The following is an 18,791-nucleotide window of genomic DNA, read 5'->3' on the forward strand; positions in this document are numbered from 1 at the left end:
AGCTGCTCTCTTAGCTTACTGGCGGTAGGACTTGAGGAAGTTGCCGATGCGGCCGATGGCCTGCTCCAGGTCGTCGACACGGGGCAGGGTGACCACGCGGAAGTGATCCGGCCACGGCCAGTTGAAGGCCGTGCCCTGGACGACCAGCAGCTTCTCGGAGAGCAGCAGGTCGAGGACGAACTTCTCGTCGTTGTGGATCGGGCAGACCTTGGGGTCGATCTTGGGGAAGGCGTACAGCGCGCCCATCGGCTTGACGCAGCTGACCCCGGGAATGTCGTTGAGCAGTTCCCAGGTGCGGTTGCGCTGCTCCAGCAGGCGGCCTTGCGGCAGCACCAGGTCATTGATGCTCTGGTAGCCGCCCAGGGCGGTCTGGATCGCATGCTGGCTCGGGACATTCGCACAGAGGCGCATGTTGGCCAGGATGTCGATGCCTTCGATGTAGCTGGTGGCCTTGTGCTTGGGCCCGGAGATGGCGACCCAGCCGGAGCGGAAGCCGGCTACGCGGTAGGACTTGGACAGACCGTTGAAGGTCAGGCACAGCACGTCCGGGGCCAGGGAGGCGGTGCAGATGTGCTGGGCGTCGTCGTAGAGAATCTTGTCGTAGATCTCGTCGGAGAACAGCACCAGGTTGTGCTGGCGCGCCAGCTCGACGATGCCTTCCAGCACTTCCTTGGAATATACGGCGCCGGTCGGGTTATTCGGGTTGATCAGCACGATGGCCTTAGTGTTGCTGCTGATCTTGGCCTTGATGTCGGCCAGGTCAGGGAACCAGCCGGCCTGCTCGTCGCACAGGTAGTGCACCGGCTTGCCGCCCGCCAGGGCCACGGAGGCGGTCCACAGCGGGTAGTCAGGAGCCGGGATCAGCACCTCGTCACCGTTGTTGAGCAGGGCCTGCATGGCCATCACGATCAGCTCGGATACGCCGTTGCCGAGATAGATGTCCTCGATGCCGACGCCTTCCACGTTCTTCTGCTGGTAGTACTGCATCACCGCCTTGCGCGCGCTGAACAGGCCCTTGGAGTCGCTGTAGCCTTGCGCGGTGGGCAGGTTGCGGATCACGTCCTGGAGGATTTCCTCCGGGGCTTCGAAACCGAACGGCGCCGGGTTGCCGATATTCAGCTTGAGGATGCGTTGGCCTTCCTCTTCCAGGCGTTTGGCGTGCTTGAGCACCGGCCCGCGGATGTCGTAGCAGACGTTGGCGAGCTTGTTCGATTTGCTGACCTGCATGATGCTGTGTCCCGATGTGAAGATGCCGCTGGCGGCGCAGGGAAAATTCGTCCTTGCCGGCTGTAACGCGGCATAAAGACTGGCGTCCAAAGAGGGACGCATGATACGTGCGGCCCGATGCCCGGAAAAGGTACAGGTCGGGCTTTTTTCTGCCCCTGAGGTGTGCTCCATGGAAAAGATCGATAAACCCCTGGAAGCCTGGCGCGACGAGCTCTCCGACGCCCAGTTCCATGTCTGCCGGCTGGGTGGCACCGAGCGTGCCTTCACCGGCGAATACCACGACAGCAAGGTGCCCGGTATCTATCACTGCGCCTGCTGCGGCGAGGCGCTGTTCGACTCCGACGCCAAGTACGATTCCGGCAGCGGCTGGCCGAGCTACTTCCAGCCGGTGAATGACGAAGTGATCACCGAGAAGGAGGACTTCAGCCACGGCATGCATCGCATCGAGGTCAAGTGCGGCAAGTGCGATGCCCATCTGGGCCATGTCTTCCCGGATGGCCCGCGGCCTACCGGTCTGCGCTACTGCATCAACTCGGTATCGCTCAAGCTGGTGCCCAGGTAGGGCGCGGTTCTTCGATTAAGGTAAGGCCTGCCGATAAGCGGGCCTTATTTTTTGTACATAAATTGTGTGCAATTTAATTGCTCGCTATATTCGCCTCACTTTCATCCGCAACGGAGCCGCAGGCCATGAGCGACAAGCTTTTCGATATTCCCGTCACCACCATCAAGGGCGAGCAGAAGACCCTCAAGGACTTCGGTGGCAAGGCCGTGCTGGTGGTCAACACCGCCAGCAAGTGCGGTTTCACTCCGCAGTACAAGGGCCTGGAAAGCGTCTGGCAGCAGTACAAGGACAAGGGCCTGGTAGTGCTGGGCTTCCCCTGCAACCAGTTCGGCAAGCAGGAGCCGGGCGACGAGGGCGCCATCAGCGAGTTCTGTGAGCTGAACTTCGGTGTCAGTTTCCCGCTGTTCAAGAAGATCGACGTCAATGGCAGCGACGCCCACCCGCTCTACGTGCAACTGAAGAAGCGCGCGCCGGGCCTGCTCGGCAGCCAGGGCATCAAGTGGAACTTCACCAAGTTCCTGATCAGCGGCGACGGCAGCGAGATCAAGCGTTTCGCCCCGACCACCAAGCCGGAAGAGCTGACCGCCGAGATCGAAGCGCTGCTGAAATGAGCGCATCGCACGACCTGGAGGCGCAGCTGCTGCTGGACAACCAGCTGTGCTTCAAGCTCTACGCCGCCTCGCGGGCGGTGATCCGAGCCTACAAGCCGATGCTCGACGAGCTCGGCCTGACCTACCCGCAGTACCTGGCCATGCTGGTGCTGTGGGAGTGGCAGGCGGCACCGCCGGAGCAGGCCACTGTCAAGGCCCTGGGCGAGCGGCTGATGCTCGATTCCGGCACCCTGACGCCGTTGCTCAAGCGTCTGGAGCAGCTCGGCCTGGTGCTGCGCAGCCGCTCCAGCGCCGACGAGCGCGAACTGCGCCTGGCGCTGAGCGAAGCGGGGCTGGCGCTGCGCGAGCGGGTGCTGCCGCTGAAGAATCGTCTGCTGTGCGAGCGCGGCGTCGACCTAGGTGAGCTGGAGGGTATGCGGCAGAGCCTGGGGCAGCTGCTGGCGCTGGTCACGACTCGGTCGTGAGCGGCAGCCAGCTGTCCAGCAGGGCGGCCAGGTCTTCGCGGCGGAAGGGCTTGGCCAGGTAGTCGTTCATGCCGGCCGCCTGGCAGCGCTCGCGCTCGTCCGGCAGGGCGTTGGCGGTCAGGGCGATGATCGGCAGGCTCGGCCAGTGACCGCTCTGGCGGATGCGCCGGGTGGCCTCATAGCCATCCATCACCGGCATGTTGCAGTCCATCAGCACCAGGTCCACCGGGTGCTTCTCCAGATAGGCGATGGCCTCGCCGCCGTGGCCGGTGACGGCCACCTCGCAACCCAGTTTGCTGAGCATGCCCTTGGCCACCATCTGGTTCACCTGATTGTCCTCGACCAGCAATACACGGGCCTGGCGCGGGCGGCTCTGCACCCTGGGGGGCGGCTCGACGCCATGCGCCTGATGCGGCGCCAGCAGGCGTTGCAGGGCCTGGTACAGCGCGACGCGGGCCAGCGGGCGCGGCAGCTGCTCGAAGGGGATCAGCGTGCCCGCCTGCTCGCCGGAGATGAAGGTGCCATAGGCGGAGACCAGTAGCAGCGGGCTGGCCAGCTGCTGGCGCAGGCGCGGCAGATGCACCGGGTCGTCACAGATCAACAGGTCGGCCTGCAGCTCGGTATTGATGGCGCTTTCATCCAGGCGCCGATAGCCCAGTCCCCAGGTCGGCAGCCAGCTGTCCAGCAGCTCCGCCAGGCCACTGCCGGGTGCGCAGAAGGCGACGATCTGCCCCGGCAGCGCCGGCCAGCGCGCGGCGGGGGCGTGGGTCGGCAGTGGCAGGGTCGCGCTGAACTGACTGCCGATGCCCTCCTGCGAGCTCAGGGTCAGCTGCCCGTCCATGGCTTCGCACAGGCGCCGGGTCAGGGCCAGGCCCAGGCCGGTGCCGCCGAACTGGCGGGCGATGCCGGCGCCGGCCTGGGTGAAGGGCTGGAAGATGCGGGCTTGGGCATCTTCGGCGATGCCGATACCGGTGTCGCTGACCAGGATGCGCACGCCGCCGGCGCTGGGGGTGACGCGCAGGTCGACGCGGCCCTGGCGGGTGAACTTGAGGGCGTTGGACAGCAGGTTGCTGACCACCTGGCGCACCCGGGTCGGATCGCCGAGCACCAGGGCCGGCAGCTGCGGGTCGATCAGGCAGGTCAGCTCCACATGCGGGCCGGCGTTCTGCGACAGCAGGCTGGCGGTTTCCTCGACCAGGGCGCCGAGATCGAAGGGAATGCGTTCCAGCTCCAGTTGGCCAGCCTCGAATTTGGACAGGTCGAGAATGTCGTTGAGCAGGTCGACCAGCACCTTGCCCGAGTCGTGGGCGATCGACAGCTGCTGGCGCTGTTCGCTGTTGAGCGGGCCGTCCAGTGACAGCGCGAGCATGCCCAGCAGGCCGTTGAGTGGGGTGCGGATCTCGTGGCTCATGTTGGCCAGGAAAGCGGCACGCGCCTGGGCCATTTCCAGGGCGGTGCTGCGCGCCTGTTCCAGCTCGCGGTTGGACTGGGTCAGACGGGCGTTGGTCGCCTTCAGTTCCGCGGTGCGCGCCGAGACGATGTTCTCCAGCTCGGCCAGGTACTGGGTCAGGCGATCCTCGGCCTCGCGGCGCTGGCTGATTTCCTGGTGGGTGTTGGTCAGCTGCTGGTTGGTCACCGCCACCAGGGTGCCGACCTCATCGAGCTCGTGGCCGGGCGGGCAGGGCACGGGCGAGAAGTCGCGGCGCGGGTCGCGGTCGCTGAGGGCGCGGATCACGCCGACCAGCGGCTTGGTCAGCATGGCGTAGAACAGCACCAGCAGGATCAGCGACAGCAGCAGGCTGCGGGCGAAGCCGGTGACCAGGGTGAGCAGGGCGCGGCGCAGGAAGTGGCTGCCGAAGGCATAGGTGTCCACCTCCAGGCGCAGGATGCCGAGGGACTCTTCCGGGGCGTGGCTGACGAACAGCGGGTCTTCGAAGTGGCGGCGCTCGCCGAACATGAAGTCGCTGAACACCCGGTAGCGGCTCTGCGCCGGTGGGCGGTCCACCGAGGCCAGGACCAGGCCGCTGTTGTCGATGATCTCGGCGCGCATCACCGCCGGTGAGCGCAGTAGGCCGAGCACTAGCTCCTGGGCCAGTTCGGCGTCGATGTTGTAGGAGATGCGCGCCGCCGGGTTGTGGCTGATTTCCAGCAGGGAATGGATTTCCCGGTCGATGGAGGCATCTTCGCTGGCATAATCCAGACCGACCTGGATCAGGCTCAGCAGGGTACCCAGGATGAAGGCTACCAACACCGTCAATCTGGCCTGCTTGTACGACAGGCGATGGGTCAGGGAAATATCCATCGGTGCGGCGGCTGAGTCCTTGGTTTCTGGCCCTGCCAAGCATAGCCCATAGCGCCGGATGATCGGCAGTGGCGGATATGAGGAGTAAGTCGTGGATTCTCGTTTGAACAGCTTTCTGCAGCGCGCCGATGCCGTGCTGGAGCGCCTCGAGCCCCTGTTGCCGGCGCCGCGGGTGGCGCTGGACTGGAATACCGTGATCGCCGCGCGCTGGCAGCGCGAGGGGCGCACAGGCTATCTGCAGCCGTTGCGGGTCAGTCTCGATCTGCGGCTGTCCGACCTGGTCGGGGTGGATGCCCAGTGCGCGCAGTTGGCGCGCAACACCCGCCAGTTCGTCTCCGGCCTGCCGGCCAACCATGCCTTGCTGTGGGGCGCCCGCGGCACCGGCAAATCCTCGCTGGTGAGGGCGCTGCTGGCCGAGCACGCCGGTGCTGGCCTGCGTCTGATCGAGATCGAGCGCGATCACCTGGCCGACCTGCCCAAGGTGGTGGATGCCCTGGCTGGGCTGGCGCAACGCTTCGTGCTGTTCTGCGACGACCTGTCGTTCGAGTCCGGCGAGGGTGATTACCGGGTGCTCAAGAGCGTGCTCGACGGTTCCCTGGAGCGCGCGCCGGACAACGTGCTGCTGTACGCCACCTCCAACCGCCGCCACCTGGTACCGGAGAAGGAGAGCGACAACGAGCATTGGCAGATGGTCGACGGCGAACTGCACCCCAACGAGGCGGTAGAGGACAAGATTGCGCTGTCCGATCGCTTCGGCCTGTGGATCTCCTTCTATCCCTTTACCCAGGAGCACTTCCTGGCGGTCGTACGCCACTGGATCGAGGTGCTGGCAGGCCAGGCCGGCCTGCAGTGGGAGTGGAGCCATGAGCTGGAAATCCTCGCCATCCGCTGGGCCCTGGGGCGCGGCAATCGCAATGGCCGCTGCGCCTACCAGTTCGCCCGCAGCTGGGTCGGCCAGCAACTGCTGGAGGTGGCGCCATGATCGACCTGCAGCAGGTCGGGCAGGGGCGCGAGGGCTATGACTTGTTGGCGGCCCAGCTGGAGTCGTTGTTGGCCGCCGAGCGCGACTTCATCGCCAACGCCGCGCAGTTCGCCGCCTTCCTGTTCCATGAGCTAGAGGAGTTGAACTGGGCCGGTTTCTATCTGAACAAGGGCGAGGAACTGGTGCTGGGGCCGTTCCAGGGCAAGGTGGCCTGCGTGCGCATCCCCTTCGGGCGCGGCGTGTGCGGCGTCGCGGCGAGCAGCCGGCAGACCCAGCGGGTCGAGGATGTGCATGCCTTCCCGGGACACATCGCCTGCGACAGCGCCTCCAACAGCGAGCTGGTGGTGCCGCTGGTCAAGGAGGGACGGTTGATCGGCGTGCTGGATCTGGACAGTCCGCGCCTGGCGCGCTTCGGCGTGGAAGATCAGCTCGGCATCGAGCGGCTGGCGGCGATCTTCCTGCGCCTGAGCGAGTGCTGATCTTTCGCGCGCAGCAAAAAGCCCGGCATTGGCCGGGCTTTTTTGTGGGCGGACGAATCAGGCCTTGGCGGTTATCTTGGCGATCACCTTGAGTTCGCCGGGCAGCACGCTCTGCACGGAGTCGCGGGCCTGGATGCGCTGGTAGTGGGCCGCCAGGTGCGGCCAGCGCTCGCTGTTCAGCGTTTCGCCACCGTGTTCCATGTTCTGCAGCTGGGTGTAGATGGCCAGGTCCGCCTGGGTCAGCTCGTTGCCGACGAAATACTGGGCACCGCCCAGGGTCTGTTCCAGGTAGTCGAAATGCTTCGGCAGCTTGGCGTTGAGGGCGCTCTGCACGGCGTCTTCGTCGCAGCTCTGGCCGAGCATGGGCTTGAGCAGGCGGTTGCGGAACACGCCGAAGGTGCACAGCGGCGCCAGCTCGTAGTCGCCATATTTCTCCAGCCAGCGCACCTTGGCCTTCTGCGCGGCGCCCTGGCCGAACAGGGCGGGGCGTTGCGGGTACTGTTCTTCCAGGTACTGACAGATCACGCTGGAGTCGGCCAGGGTCAGGTCGCCGTCACGGAAGGCGGGAATACGCCCCAGCGGGTTGAGTTCGCGGTACCAGTCGGGCTGGCCGAACGGGGTGACGATTTCCAGCTGGTAGTCCAGGCCCTTCTCGATCAGGCAAAGGCGCAGTTTGCGTACGAACGGGGATAGCGGCGCGCCGTAGACGATCAGGCTCATGGGATTCCTTGCAGGGGCAGATCAGTCGTAGACGTTCTTCTTCTTCCACTCGTCTTCGCCGAGGGACTTGAGGCCGTCGGTCAGCTCGCTGGCTTCCTCGACGGGCTTGGTCTTTTCCAGTACCACCGCATTGGCACGGGCCAGTAGATCTTCCAGCTGCTGCAGTTGGTTCTGGTAGCGCGCCGGGTCGGGCTGCTTGCGCAGGTATTGCACGCCGCGCTCGTAGGCCAGGCGGGCCTGGCCGGGCTGGCCCTGCTGCATGGACTGCTGGCCGAGGTTGCTGAAGAACTCGAAATGCAGCTGCACCAGCATGTGGCGAATCTCGCCCAGCCAGCGCTTGGCCTCGTTGGCCGGCAGCAGGTTTTCCTGGGCGGCGCGGGTGACCTGGCTGTGGAAGTTTTCCAGCAGGAAGCGGATGTCCTTGGCCTTGGCCTCGGTCAGTATCTGCTGTGGCGGGTTGCGAACCGGGATGGCGTCGCCCTTGGCGACCAGCTCGCGCAGTTCGGCCATGCGGTTCTTCAGATTGGCGTTCTGCTTGTCCAGTTGCAGCAGGCGCTCACCGAACTGCAGCTCGAAGCGGCTGAGCAGGAGCTTGAGGGCGGGGCCCATCAACTGGCCCGGCATGTTCTCGGAAACGTCACGGCTACGCCGTACCCGGTCGTTGAGATCGGCCTTGAGGCGAGCTTTCTCCAGCTTGCTATTCTCGACCATATGGTTGACATAACCGATCAGGAACAGCACCACGATGCCGGCGACTACTAGCGCGGTGATGACGATTGGGGACACCCTGGAACCTCCCGTTGCGCTCTTATTTTCTCGAGTGTAGTGCGTTAGCCATCATGCTGATAGCGCTGTATGAGTTTCTGAGGCGAAGTCTTTGATTTAGAAAAAGTTTTGATTGAGGGTTGACGCTCTGGCCAAGGCTCCATAGAATGCGCGCCACTTTCAGCGTGTTGGCGAAAGTCGATTCGAGGAAAGTTGGGATGCTGTTACAAGCTCCTGGCCACGTCCCCTTCGTCTAGTGGCCTAGGACACCGCCCTTTCACGGCGGTAACAGGGGTTCGAGTCCCCTAGGGGACGCCATGCGGGAATAGCTCAGTTGGTAGAGCACGACCTTGCCAAGGTCGGGGTCGCGAGTTCGAGTCTCGTTTCCCGCTCCAGTTTACGAAGCGCCGCTCACCGAGCGGCGTTTTGATTAGAGTTCCAAGGTCGGTGGTAACATCGGCTGGAAACACCGGGAAGCTGTTGTAAGCTCCGGGCCACGTCCCCTTCGTCTAGTGGCCTAGGACACCGCCCTTTCACGGCGGTAACAGGGGTTCGAGTCCCCTAGGGGACGCCATTTTCGTACCAAGTTGCATGCGGGAATAGCTCAGTTGGTAGAGCACGACCTTGCCAAGGTCGGGGTCGCGAGTTCGAGTCTCGTTTCCCGCTCCAAATTCACGAAACGCCACCCCATCGGGTGGCGTTTTCGTTTGTGCGCGATTCAGTCATGGAAAAAGGCCCGCCGGCAATGCCGTGCGGGCTTTTTCGTTTACTGCCGGCTCAGTGCTTGGCGCTGTCGTCGGGCAGGGCCAGCAGCTGCTTCTCGCGGTTCCAGTCGAACGGCTCGTCGTTCTCCTCGGCCTCGAAGCGGCGCTCGTCGAGGCGCTGGAACAGTTCGATCTCTTCATCCGGCATGAAATGCAGGCAGTCGCCACCGAAGAACCACAGCAGGTCACGCGGCACCAGGTGGGCGATCTGCGGGTAGCGGTGGAACACCTGGCTGATGATGTCCTGGCCCAGGTACAGGCTGCTCTCCGGATCGCTTGGCAGCTGGGCCAGCAGCTCGTCGAAGCGTTCGAGGAACAGCGCGTGGGTGTCGTCTTCCACCTGCTCGGCCTCGCCCAGGGCGACCAGGATGCCGCGCAGGTGGGCGAGCAGGGCGAGATGGTGGTCGAGGTAGGCAGTGGCCATGGCGGATGTCCTTTAAAACGAAAACGGGCGCGGAGTATAAGGCTCCGCGCCCGTGCTGTCCCGAACGGGGCTCAGCGCACCTTGTCGGCGCTTAGCTTGAGGTCGTCCTTGGCGAAGTCGTCCACGTCGATCACCCGGCGCCGCGCCGTTTCGGCTTGGCGCAGCTGTTCAGCCTCCTCGGGAGTCAGCTGCTGCTCGCGCAGGGCCGCGTCGATCTCATGCTCGCCGGGCTGTGGCTGCAGACCGGCCTTGAGCGCCTTGTGCAGCTTGCGCTGGGTCTGTGCCGTGCCGTCGAGTAGATCGACCGCCTGCTGCAGCGCGGCGACAGGGTCGTTGGCGCCCTGGGGCCGGTAGCAGCCGTCGAGCAGGCTCTCCAGCGCTTGGTCGCCGCGCGGACGGCCGAGAATGGCGGCGACTTCGGCATCCAGTTCGTCGTCCGGGCCCTTGTGCCGGCGACCCAGTGGGAACACCAGAACGCGCAGCAGGCAGCCGAACAGGCGGTTGGGGAAGTTGCTCAGCAGTTCGTCCAGCGCCTGCTCGGCGAGGCCGAGGTTTTCCTCCAGTGCCCAGCGCAGTAGCGGTTGCAGCGCTTCGGGGTTGCCCAGGTCGTGGTAGCGCTTGAGCGCGGCGCTACCTAGATAAAGGTGGCTGAGCACATCGCCGAGGCGTGCGGACAGCCGCTCGCGGCGCTTCAGCTCGCCGCCCAGCAGCATCATGCTGCTGTCGGCCAGCAGGGCGAAGGCCGCGGCCAGGCGATTCAGCGACCGGAAGTAGGGGCGGCTGAGGTGGTCGCCGGGCACGTTGCCGAAGCTGCTCAGAGTCAGGCTATGCAGCAGGGCACCGGCGGCGTTGCCGACGGCGAAGCCCACGTGCCTGAGCAGCAGGTCGTCGAACTCCAGCAGCGCCTGCTCATGGTCCTCGCGGCCGGCCAGGGCCATTTCGTCCAGCACGAAGGGATGGCAGCGGATGGCGCCCTGGCCGAAGATCATCAGGTTGCGCGAGAGGATGTTGGCGCCCTCGACGGTGATCGACACCGGCACGCCCTGCCAGGCCCGAGCCAGGTAGTTGTTCGGGCCCATGATGATGGCCTTGCCGCCGTGCACGTCCATGGCGTGGCCGATGCATTCGCGGCCGCGCTCGGTCAGGTGGTACTTGAGGATGGCCGACAGCACCGAGGGCTTCTCGCCCAGGTCCACGGCGCTGGCGGTCAGGGTGCGCGCCGCGTCCATCATCCAGGCGTTGCCGCCGATGCGCGCCAGCGCCTCCTGAATGCCTTCGAACGCCGCCAGCGGCACGCCGAACTGTTCGCGCACGCGGCAGTACTGGCCGCTGACCAGGCTGGACATCTTTGCCGCACCGGTACCGCCGGCCGGCAGGGAGATGGAGCGGCCCACGGACAGGCAGTTCATCAGCATCATCCAGCCCTTGCCCAGGTATTCCTGGCCGCCGATCAGGCAGCTCAGCGGTACGAACACATCCTTGCCCGAGTTGGGGCCGTTCATGAAGGCGGCGCCAAGCGGCAGGTGGCGGCGGCCGATCTCCACGCCGGGCGTGTCGGTGGGGATCAGCGCCAGGCTGATGCCGAGGTCTTCCTGGTCGCCCAGCAGGTGGTCCGGGTCATAGGCCTTGAAGGCCAGGCCGAGCAGGGTGGCGACCGGGCCCAGGGTGATGTAGCGCTTCTCCCAGGTCAGGCGCAGGCCGAGCACGTCCTCGCCATTCCACTGGTCGCGGCAGACGATGCCGGTGTCCGGCATGGCGCCGGCGTCCGAGCCGGCCAGCGGGCCGGTGAGGGCGAAGCAGGGGATTTCCTCGCCGCGGGCCAGGCGCGGCAGGTAGTGCTGGCGCTGTTCGTCGGTGCCGTAGTGCAGCAACAGCTCGGCCGGGCCGAGGGAGTTAGGCACCATCACGGTGGAGGCGAGGTCGCCGGAGCGGGTCGACAGCTTCATCACCACCTGGGAGTGGGCGTAGGCGGAGAAGCCCTTGCCGCCGTACTCCTGGGGAATGATCAGGCCGAAGAAGCCATTGCTCTTGATGTGTTGCCAGGCCTTTTCGGGCAGGTCGAGCTGCTGGCCGATCTCCCAGTCGCTGACCATGGCGCACAGCTCTTCCACCGGGCCATCGATAAAGGCGCGTTCCTCGTCACTGAGCTTGGCGGCAGGGTAATTCAACAGCACGTCCCAGTCCGGGCGGCCGCTGAACAGCTGGCCATCCCACCACACGGTGCCGGCCTCGATGGCGTCGCGCTCGGTGGCGGACATGGGCGGCAGCACCTTCTGGAACCAGCCGAACAGCGGACCGGTGATCAGTTTGCGGCGCAATTCCGGCAGGGCGAGGGGGATGGCCACGCCGAGCCACAGCAGCCAGAGCCCCAGCTCCAGCCAGTACGGGACATCGCCGAACAGGCCGAGCAGGATCAGATAGCCGGCCACGATGCCCAGGGCGGGCAGGGCAGCCATGCGGGAATAGGCCAGGTAGGCGACGCCGAACAGCAGAATCAGCAACCAGACAGCGAGCATGCGCAATCCTCCATGAGGCCGGCCTTGGCGGTAAGGCCGGCGAGCTTGGCCGGATCGTCGTGCACCCGGCGCGATAGGCCTGGATAGACTGGGGGCAACCCCCTGGAGAACCCTGATGCAGTCCAGCCTTCTACCCAGCCGCTTCGTGGATAGTGACCACCCCAGGGTAGTCGAGTTCGCCGAACGTTCGCGGGGCGCCAGCCGCAACCCCCGCGAGCAGGCGGTGAGCCTGTACTACGCGGTGCGCGACCAGATCCGCTACAACCCCTACGTGTTCAGCCCCGACCACGAGACGCTCAAGGCCAGTCATGCGCTAGCCGCAGGCGAGTCCTACTGCGTGCCCAAGGCTCTGCTGCTGGCGGCCTGTGCGCGGCATTGCGGGATACCGGCGCGCATCGGCCTGGCCGATGTGCGCAACCACCTGTCCACCCCGCGCCTGATCGAGATGTTGCGCAGCGAAGTGTTCGCCATGCACGGCTACACCGAGCTGTTCATCGAGGGTAAATGGGTCAAGGCCACGCCGGCCTTCAACCTGGCGCTGTGCCAGATGTTCAAGGTGGCGCCGCTGGAGTTCGATGGGCGCAACGACAGCGTGTTCCATCCCTTTAATGCCGAGGGTGCACGCTACATGGAATACCTGACCGACCACGGCCAGTTCGACGACCTGCCGCTGGAGCTGTTCTTCGGCCACCTGCGCCAGTGCTACCCGCACCTGTTCGAGGAAGGTTCGGCCTTCCTGCGTGGCGATCTGCAGGCGGAGGCCGCCGCCATAAAGGAATTCGATAGTTAACATCGAGGCGACGGGGCTTTTTTCCTGAGGCCGGGGCGGGCAGGCTACCCTGCAACGAATGGTTGCAATTGCCTCTCCCGAGCCTTATCTAAGCCTTCCCTTTGCTGAGTAGCTATCTCTCATGAGTTCTGCGCTGTCCATCCGGCAACTGACCAAGACCTACGCCAACGGCTTCCAGGCCCTCCAGGGCATCGACCTCGATGTCGCCGAAGGCGACTTCTTCGCCCTGCTCGGCCCCAACGGGGCGGGCAAGTCCACCACCATCGGCATCCTCTCCACCCTGGTGAACAAGAGCGGCGGCTCGGTGGAAGTGTTCGGCCACGATCTGGATCGCGACCCTTCCGGGCTCAAGCGCTGCCTCGGCGTGGTGCCGCAGGAGTTCAACTTCAGCCAGTTCGAGAAGGTCTTCGACATCGTCGTGACCCAGGCCGGCTACTACGGCATCCCGCAGAAGGTGGCCAAGGAGCGCGCCGAGCAGTACCTGACCCAGCTCGGCCTGTGGGACAAGCACAACGAGGCCGCGCGTATGCTCTCCGGCGGCATGAAGCGGCGCCTGATGATCGCCCGCGCGCTGGTACACGAGCCGCGCCTGCTGATACTCGACGAGCCCACCGCCGGCGTGGACATCGAGCTGCGCCGCTCGATGTGGAGCTTCCTCACCGAGCTGAACCAGAAGGGCATCACCATCATTCTCACCACCCACTACCTGGAAGAAGCGGAGCAGCTGTGCCGCCACATCGGCATCATCGACCACGGCAGCATCGTCGAGAACACCAGCATGAAGGCGCTGCTCAAGACCCTGCACGTGGAGACCTTCCTGCTTGATCTCAAGGAATCGCAGCTGGTGCCGCCGCAGCTGCAGGGCTATCCGGCGATGCTGGTCGACCATCACACCCTGGAGGTACAGGTGGAGAAGAGCCTGGGCATCACCGAGCTGTTCCGCCAGCTGGCGGCGCAGAAGATCGAGGTGCTGAGCCTGCGCAACAAGAGCAACCGTCTCGAGGAGCTGTTCGTGTCCCTGGTCGAGAAGAACCTGGCGAAGGTGGCGAAATGAGCCCGGAACTCGCCTCCAACTGGGTCGCCCTGCAGACCATCGTGCGCCGCGAAGTGCGGCGCTTCATGCGCATCTGGGCGCAGACCCTGCTGCCGCCGGCCATCACCATGGCCCTGTACTTCGTGATCTTCGGCCGCCTGATCGGCAGCCAGGTCGGTGGCGTGGGCGATTACTCCTACATGGAGTTCATCGTGCCCGGGCTGATCATGATGTCGGTGATCACCAACTCCTACAGCAACGTGGTGTCCAGCTTCTTCAGCAGCAAGTTCCAGCGCAACGTCGAGGAGCTGCTGGTGTCGCCGGTATCGCCGCACACCATCCTGATCGGCTACACCGTCGGCGGCGCCCTGCGCGGCCTTGCGGTGGCCTTGATCGTCACTCTGCTGTCGCTGTTCTTCACCCAGCTGCAGGTGCACCACCTGGGCGTGACCGTGCTGGTGATCCTGCTGACCGCGATCACCTTCTCCCTGGGCGGATTCATCAACGCGGTGTATGCGCGCAACTTCGACGATATCTCGATCATCCCGACCTTCGTGCTCACGCCGCTGACCTACCTGGGCGGGGTGTTCTACTCGATCAGCCTGCTGCCCGAGTTCTGGCAGCACGTGTCGCTGGTAAACCCGATCCTGCACATGGTCAATGCGTTCAGGTACGGGATTCTCGGCGTATCTGACATCAATATCGGCATCGCCATCGGCATGATGTTGCTGGCCAGCACGGTGCTCTACATCGTCTGCATCCGCCTGCTGAAGAGTGGGCGCGGCATGCGCCAGTAAGCATCGGGTAACACAATCGGCGGTCGGCAACGGCGCCGTCCGCCGTTAGACTCGACCGATCGGACAATAAGAGGTTGAGTGATGACTGCCCGCCGCGCCGTTCTGCTTTTCGCGACCCTGTGTCTGGCCAGCCCCCTGCGGGCCGAACAGGCACCGCTGGTGGAAGTGGCGCAGCCCGAGCGCACCCTGGTGCGTGACGAGCTGATCACCTTCGGCTCGCTGCGTTCGGACGAATCGACCATGATCCGTCCGGAAGTGGAGGGGCGCCTCGCCACCTTGCATTTCCAGGAGGGGCAGGCGGTTAAGGCCGGCGATCTGCTGGTCGGCCTCGACGATGCCATCGCCCGCGCCGAACTGGCCCAGGCCCAAGCCAACCTCAATCTCGCCGAAAAAAGCTTCCAGCGCGCGCAGATGCTGTTCAAGCGCGGCGCCAGCAATGCCCAGGCCTTGGACGAGGCCAGCTCCCAGCAGCAGGCCGCCCGCGCCAGCCTGGCGCTGGCCCAGGCGCGCCTGGACAAGACGCAGATCCGTGCCCCCTACGACGGCGTACTCGGCCTGCGTCTGGTCAGCGTCGGTGACTACCTCAGCCCCGGCGACGACATCGTCAACCTGGAAGTGCTCGACCCGCTCAAGCTGGATTTCCGCGTGCCGCAGAAGGCGGTCAGCCAGGTGCGGGTCGGCCAACTCGTCGAGCTGTCGCTGGATGCCTACGGCGGCGAGCGTTTCCAGGGCAGGATCAGCGCGCTCAACCCGCGCCTGGACGAGATCGGCCGCAGCCAGGCCATTCGCGCCCAGGTGGCCAACGCCGATCACCGGCTCAAGCCCGGCCAGTTCGTCAAGGTTTCGGTGATCCTCGCCGAGCGCCCGCAGGCCCTGGTGATTCCGGAAGAAGCGGTGATGCCCATGGGCCAGCTGCTGTTCGTCAACCTGGTGGTGGACGGCAAGGTCGAACGCCGGCCGATCCGCATCGGCCAGCGCCTGCGCGGCCGTGCCGAAGTGGTGGAGGGGCTGCAGGGCGACGAGACGATCATCAGTGCCGGCTGGCAGAAGGTCAGCCCCGGGCATGAGGTGCGCACCGTCCCGCGTGGGGACGGCGCATGACCCTCTCCGATATCTGTATCCGCCGGCCGGTGTTCGCCACCGTGCTGTCGCTGATCATCGTGCTGCTCGGCCTGCTGGCCTACCAGCGCCTGGCGGTGCGCGAGTACCCGAACATCGACGTGCCGATCGTCACGGTCAACGTCATCTATCCCGGCGCCAGCCCGGAAATCATGGAGTCCCAGGTCGCCCAGCCGATCGAGGACGTGCTGTCCGGCATCGAGGGGCTGGATTTCGTCAGTTCCATCAGCCGCTCGGAAAACACCCAGATCACCGCCCAGTTCCGCCTCGGCAGCAACTCCGACGAGGCCGCCAACGACGTGCGCGACCGCCTGGGGCGGGTGCGCAGCCTGCTGCCGGACGAGATCGACGAGCCGATGGTGCAGAAGGTCGAGGCCGACGCCCAGCCGGTGGTGTGGCTGGCCTTCTACAGCGAGCGCCTCTCCGCCATGGAGATCACCGATGTGCTGGAACGGGTGGTGCAGGATCGTCTGCAGACCATCCCCGGCGTGTCCGAGGTGCAGATCCGCGGCGCGCGCAGCTACGCCATGCGCATCTGGCTCGACCCGGAGAAGCTGGCCGCCCACGACCTCACCGTGCAGGACGTGGAGGATGCCCTGCGCCGACAGAACGTGGAGATTCCGGCCGGGCGCATCGAGTCGGTGCAGCGCGAGTTCAGCGTGCTATCGGAAACCGACCTGAAGACCCCGGACGAATTCAACCGGCTGATCCTCGACGACTCGCGCGGCTACCTGCTGCGCCTGTCCGACGTCGGCCATGCCGAGATCGGCGCCGCCGACGAGCGCACCGTGGTGCGCTTCAAGGGCCGCCCGGCGGTGGCGGTGGGCATGGTCAAGCAGGCCACGGCCAACCCGCTGGAAATCTCCGATGGCCTCAACCAGGCGCTGCCTGAGTTACGCGAGCTGCTGCCGGAAGGCATGGAAATGGCGGAGGCCAACGACAACTCGTTGTTCATCCGCGAGTCGATCAAGAACGTCTACGCCACCATCTGGGAAGCGGTGGTGCTGGTCGTGCTGATCATCTTCCTGTTCCTGCGTTCGCTGCGCGCGACGCTGATTCCGCTGGTCACTATTCCTGTGTCGCTGATCGGTGCCTGCGCGCTGATGGCGCTGATGGGCTTCACGGTCAATACCCTGACCCTGCTGGCCATGGTCCTGGCCATCGGCCTGGTGGTGGACGACGCCATCGTGGTGCTGGAGAACATCCACCGGCATATCGAGCAGGGCATGAGCCCCATGCGGGCCGCCTTCGTCGGCAGCCGCGAGATCGCCTTCGCGGTGATCGCCATGACCCTGACCCTGGCCGCCGTGTACGCGCCGATCGGCTTTATGCAGGGCACGTCAGGGAAGTTATTTACCGAATTTGCCTGGACCCTGGCCGGTGCCGTGCTGGTGTCCGGCTTCGTCGCCCTGACGCTGTCGCCGATGATGTGCGGCCACCTGCTCAAGGCCCACGTGCCGCAGCAGAAGCACAGCCGCTTCTACAACCTGATCGAGGGCTTCCTCAACGGCCTGACCTACAACTACCGCCACCTGCTGGAACGGGTGCTGCGCGCCTGGTGGCTGGTGGTGGCGCTGCTGCTGGGCATCCTGATTCTCTGCGCCTGGCTGTTCGGCAGCCTGCGCAGCGAACTGGCGCCGACCGAGGACACCGGCACCATCGTCGGCTCGATCAACGGCCCGGACGGCGCCACCGTCGGCTATACCAGTCGCTACGCCGAACAGCTGGAGGCGGCCTACGCCTCGATTCCGGAGGCCAACCGCTACATGGTCATCGTTGGCTTCCCCACCGTGGCCCAGGGCCTGTCGTTCATGAAGCTGGAGGACTGGGACAAGCGCGAACGCAGCCAATTCGAGATCCGCGACGAGCTGCTGCCCAAGCTGCAGGACATCCCCGGCGTGCGCGCCTTCCCAATCAACCGCCCGCCGCTGGGGCAGAGCGCGCGCAACCAGCCGGTCAATTTCGTCATCCGCTCCTCGCTGGAATACGCCGAGCTGCAGCAGTACGTCGACCAGCTGCTGGCCGAGGTGCGCGGCTATCCGGGGCTGGAGAGCCTGGACACCGACCTCAAGCTCAACACCCCGCAGCTCAAGGTCACGGTCAACCGCGAGCAGGCGGTGGCGGTGGGCACCGACGTGGCCACCATCGGCCGCAGCATGGAGAGCCTGTTCGGCAGCCGCCAGGTGACCCGCTTCAAGCAGAACGGCGAGCAGTACGACGTACTGGTGCAGTTGCAGGACGTCGACCGCAGCAATCCCGATGACCTCAACCGCGTCTACGTGCGCGGGCGCAACGACAACATGGTGCAGCTCTCCAACCTGATCGAGGTGCGCGAGACGGTGGCGCCGCGCGAGCTCAACCACTTCAACCAGCTGCGCGCGGTGACGGTCAGCGCCAACGTCGGTTCCGGCTATACGCTGGGCGAGGCGCTGGATCACCTGGAGGAAAAAGCGCGGGCGATCTTTCCGCCGGATACCCAGTTCGACTACACCGGCACCTCGCGCGACTTCAAGGACTCCAGCAGCGGCGTAGCGCTGATCTTCGTGCTGGCCCTGATGTTCATCTTCCTGGTGCTGGCGGCGCAGTTCGAGAGCTTCTTCGATCCGCTGATCATCCTGCTCAGCGTGCCGCTGTCCATGGCCGGCGCGCTGCTGGCGCTCAAGCTGTTCGGCGGCACCCTGAACATCTACTCGCAGGTGGGCCTGGTGACCCTGATCGGGCTGATCACCAAGCACGGCATCCTCATCGTCGAGTTCGCCAACCACCTGCTGCGCGAGGGCCGCGAACTGGGCGAGGCGGTGCTGGAGGCAGCGGTGCAGCGCCTGCGGCCGATCCTGATGACCACCGGCGCCATGGTCCTCGGTTCGCTGCCGCTGGCCATCGCCAGCGGCGCCGGTGCCGAGAGCCGCCAGCAGATCGGCATGGTCATCGTCGGTGGCCTGCTGGTGGGCACCTTCTTCACCCTGTTCGTGGTGCCGACCCTGTATACCTTGCTGCGGCGCTGGCGGCCGATAGTGGTGGGGCAGGGTGAGGCGGGGCTGGCGTAGTCGATGTAGACCTGTATGGTGCGGCCAGCGCCCAGTTGCGAGCTTCGATTGGGTAACGGAATGGACGGGCGAACATGCATCGATAACCGGGCGGAATTGCTGCCGCGATCACGTCATCAGTGGTACTGCCGTCTGATTAACCTGCTTCAAATGACTGCATGGGATAACCTTGCGTTTCGAATCAACCAT

At 65.2% G+C, this 18,791-nt stretch carries 16 protein-coding genes and 4 tRNA genes; 14 read left to right on the forward strand and 6 right to left on the reverse strand.

The features are described from left to right. Nucleotides 1–15: 15 nt before the first annotated feature. On the reverse strand, nt 16–1,227 hold the full coding sequence (locus N7607_RS10250) for a pyridoxal phosphate-dependent aminotransferase (protein WP_137971941.1): 1,212 nt from the start codon (nt 1,225–1,227) through the stop codon (nt 16–18). Between the two features lie 169 nt (nt 1,228–1,396). Between N7607_RS10250 and msrB the strand changes: the two genes are divergently transcribed. The 3 genes from msrB (at nt 1,397) to N7607_RS10265 (ending at nt 2,864) form a co-directional block, all read left to right on the forward strand. Further along, nucleotides 1,397–1,789, forward strand: a complete 393-nt coding sequence (gene msrB, locus N7607_RS10255) for a peptide-methionine (R)-S-oxide reductase MsrB (RefSeq protein ID WP_279866950.1) — start codon at nt 1,397–1,399, stop codon at nt 1,787–1,789. Nucleotides 1,790–1,914: 125 nt separating this feature from the next. Continuing rightward, nucleotides 1,915–2,400 (forward strand): glutathione peroxidase, encoded by a 486-nt coding sequence (locus N7607_RS10260; protein ID WP_279866949.1) that lies wholly within the window; start codon nt 1,915–1,917, stop codon nt 2,398–2,400. Continuing rightward, entirely contained in the window at nt 2,397–2,864 is a 468-nt protein-coding gene (locus N7607_RS10265) for a MarR family transcriptional regulator (protein WP_279866948.1), read from the forward strand. Before N7607_RS10260 ends, N7607_RS10265 begins: the two co-directional genes overlap by 4 nt. Here the strand turns inward: N7607_RS10265 and N7607_RS10270 are convergent. Continuing rightward, on the reverse strand, nt 2,848–5,166 hold the full coding sequence (locus N7607_RS10270) for an ATP-binding protein (protein ID WP_279866946.1): 2,319 nt from the start codon (nt 5,164–5,166) through the stop codon (nt 2,848–2,850). The two genes, N7607_RS10265 and N7607_RS10270, sit on opposite strands and share 17 nt — an antisense overlap. Nucleotides 5,167–5,257: 91 nt before the next feature. On the opposite strand from N7607_RS10270, the gene N7607_RS10275 reads away from it, so the two are divergent. Together N7607_RS10275 and N7607_RS10280 are read left to right on the forward strand one after the other, a co-directional pair. After that, entirely contained in the window at nt 5,258–6,148 is an 891-nt protein-coding gene (locus N7607_RS10275) for an ATP-binding protein (protein ID WP_279866944.1), read from the forward strand. Continuing rightward, nucleotides 6,145–6,627 (forward strand): GAF domain-containing protein, encoded by a 483-nt coding sequence (locus N7607_RS10280; RefSeq protein ID WP_279866943.1) that lies wholly within the window; start codon nt 6,145–6,147, stop codon nt 6,625–6,627. Before N7607_RS10275 ends, N7607_RS10280 begins: the two co-directional genes overlap by 4 nt. A 57-nt stretch (nt 6,628–6,684) precedes the next feature. Here N7607_RS10280 and N7607_RS10285 read toward each other — a convergent pair whose 3' ends face one another. Further along, complete coding sequence (locus N7607_RS10285; protein WP_279866941.1) at nt 6,685–7,347, reverse strand: glutathione S-transferase family protein; 663 nt, start codon at nt 7,345–7,347, stop codon at nt 6,685–6,687. A 21-nt stretch (nt 7,348–7,368) separates the two neighbouring features. After that, nucleotides 7,369–8,133: a hypothetical protein gene (locus tag N7607_RS10290; RefSeq protein ID WP_279866939.1), complete on the reverse strand. Its 765-nt coding sequence runs from the start codon at nt 8,131–8,133 to the stop codon at nt 7,369–7,371. Nucleotides 8,134–8,354: 221 nt separating this feature from the next. Between N7607_RS10290 and N7607_RS10295 the strand changes: the two genes are divergently transcribed. The 4 genes from N7607_RS10295 to N7607_RS10310 all read left to right on the forward strand — a co-directional run bounded on the left by N7607_RS10295 (nt 8,355) and on the right by N7607_RS10310 (nt 8,781). Then, nucleotides 8,355–8,430 (forward strand) — tRNA-Glu (locus N7607_RS10295). 1 nt (nt 8,431) lies between these two features. Next, nucleotides 8,432–8,507: transfer RNA gene (locus N7607_RS10300), tRNA-Gly, on the forward strand. Between the two features lie 103 nt (nt 8,508–8,610). Then, nucleotides 8,611–8,686 (forward strand) — tRNA-Glu (locus N7607_RS10305). A 19-nt stretch (nt 8,687–8,705) separates the two neighbouring features. Beyond that, a tRNA-Gly gene (locus tag N7607_RS10310) sits at nt 8,706–8,781 on the forward strand. 108 nt (nt 8,782–8,889) lie between these two features. Here N7607_RS10310 and N7607_RS10315 read toward each other — a convergent pair. Together N7607_RS10315 and N7607_RS10320 are read right to left on the reverse strand one after the other, a co-directional pair. Then, on the reverse strand, nt 8,890–9,300 hold the full coding sequence (locus N7607_RS10315) for a PA2817 family protein (RefSeq protein WP_279866938.1): 411 nt from the start codon (nt 9,298–9,300) through the stop codon (nt 8,890–8,892). A gap of 71 nt (nt 9,301–9,371) precedes the next feature. After that, on the reverse strand, nt 9,372–11,816 hold the full coding sequence (locus N7607_RS10320; protein ID WP_279866937.1) for an acyl-CoA dehydrogenase: 2,445 nt from the start codon (nt 11,814–11,816) through the stop codon (nt 9,372–9,374). Between the two features lie 115 nt (nt 11,817–11,931). Here N7607_RS10320 and N7607_RS10325 point away from each other — a divergent pair, with 115 nt between their 5' ends. The 5 genes from N7607_RS10325 to N7607_RS10345 all read left to right on the forward strand — a co-directional run bounded on the left by N7607_RS10325 (nt 11,932) and on the right by N7607_RS10345 (nt 18,602). Continuing rightward, nucleotides 11,932–12,606 (forward strand): transglutaminase family protein, encoded by a 675-nt coding sequence (locus N7607_RS10325; RefSeq protein WP_279866936.1) that lies wholly within the window; start codon nt 11,932–11,934, stop codon nt 12,604–12,606. Nucleotides 12,607–12,727: 121 nt separating this feature from the next. Continuing rightward, complete coding sequence (locus N7607_RS10330) at nt 12,728–13,660, forward strand: ABC transporter ATP-binding protein (protein ID WP_279866934.1); 933 nt, start codon at nt 12,728–12,730, stop codon at nt 13,658–13,660. Beyond that, on the forward strand, nt 13,657–14,436 hold the full coding sequence (locus N7607_RS10335) for an ABC transporter permease (protein WP_279866933.1): 780 nt from the start codon (nt 13,657–13,659) through the stop codon (nt 14,434–14,436). The genes N7607_RS10330 and N7607_RS10335 overlap by 4 nt, the downstream gene beginning before the upstream one ends. A gap of 81 nt (nt 14,437–14,517) precedes the next feature. Next, nucleotides 14,518–15,537 carry an efflux RND transporter periplasmic adaptor subunit gene (locus N7607_RS10340; protein WP_279866932.1) on the forward strand — a complete coding sequence of 340 codons (1,020 nt, stop codon included), beginning with the start codon at nt 14,518–14,520 and terminating at the stop codon, nt 15,535–15,537. After that, the gene (locus N7607_RS10345) at nt 15,534–18,602 is read left to right on the forward strand and encodes an efflux RND transporter permease subunit (protein ID WP_279866930.1); all 3,069 of its coding nucleotides are present in this window, start codon (nt 15,534–15,536) and stop codon (nt 18,600–18,602) included. The genes N7607_RS10340 and N7607_RS10345 overlap by 4 nt, the downstream gene beginning before the upstream one ends. The last annotated feature ends 189 nt before the right edge of the window (nt 18,603–18,791 follow it).

Source organism: Pseudomonas sp. GD04019 (assembly GCF_029837695.1).
GTDB lineage: Bacteria > Pseudomonadota > Gammaproteobacteria > Pseudomonadales > Pseudomonadaceae > Aquipseudomonas.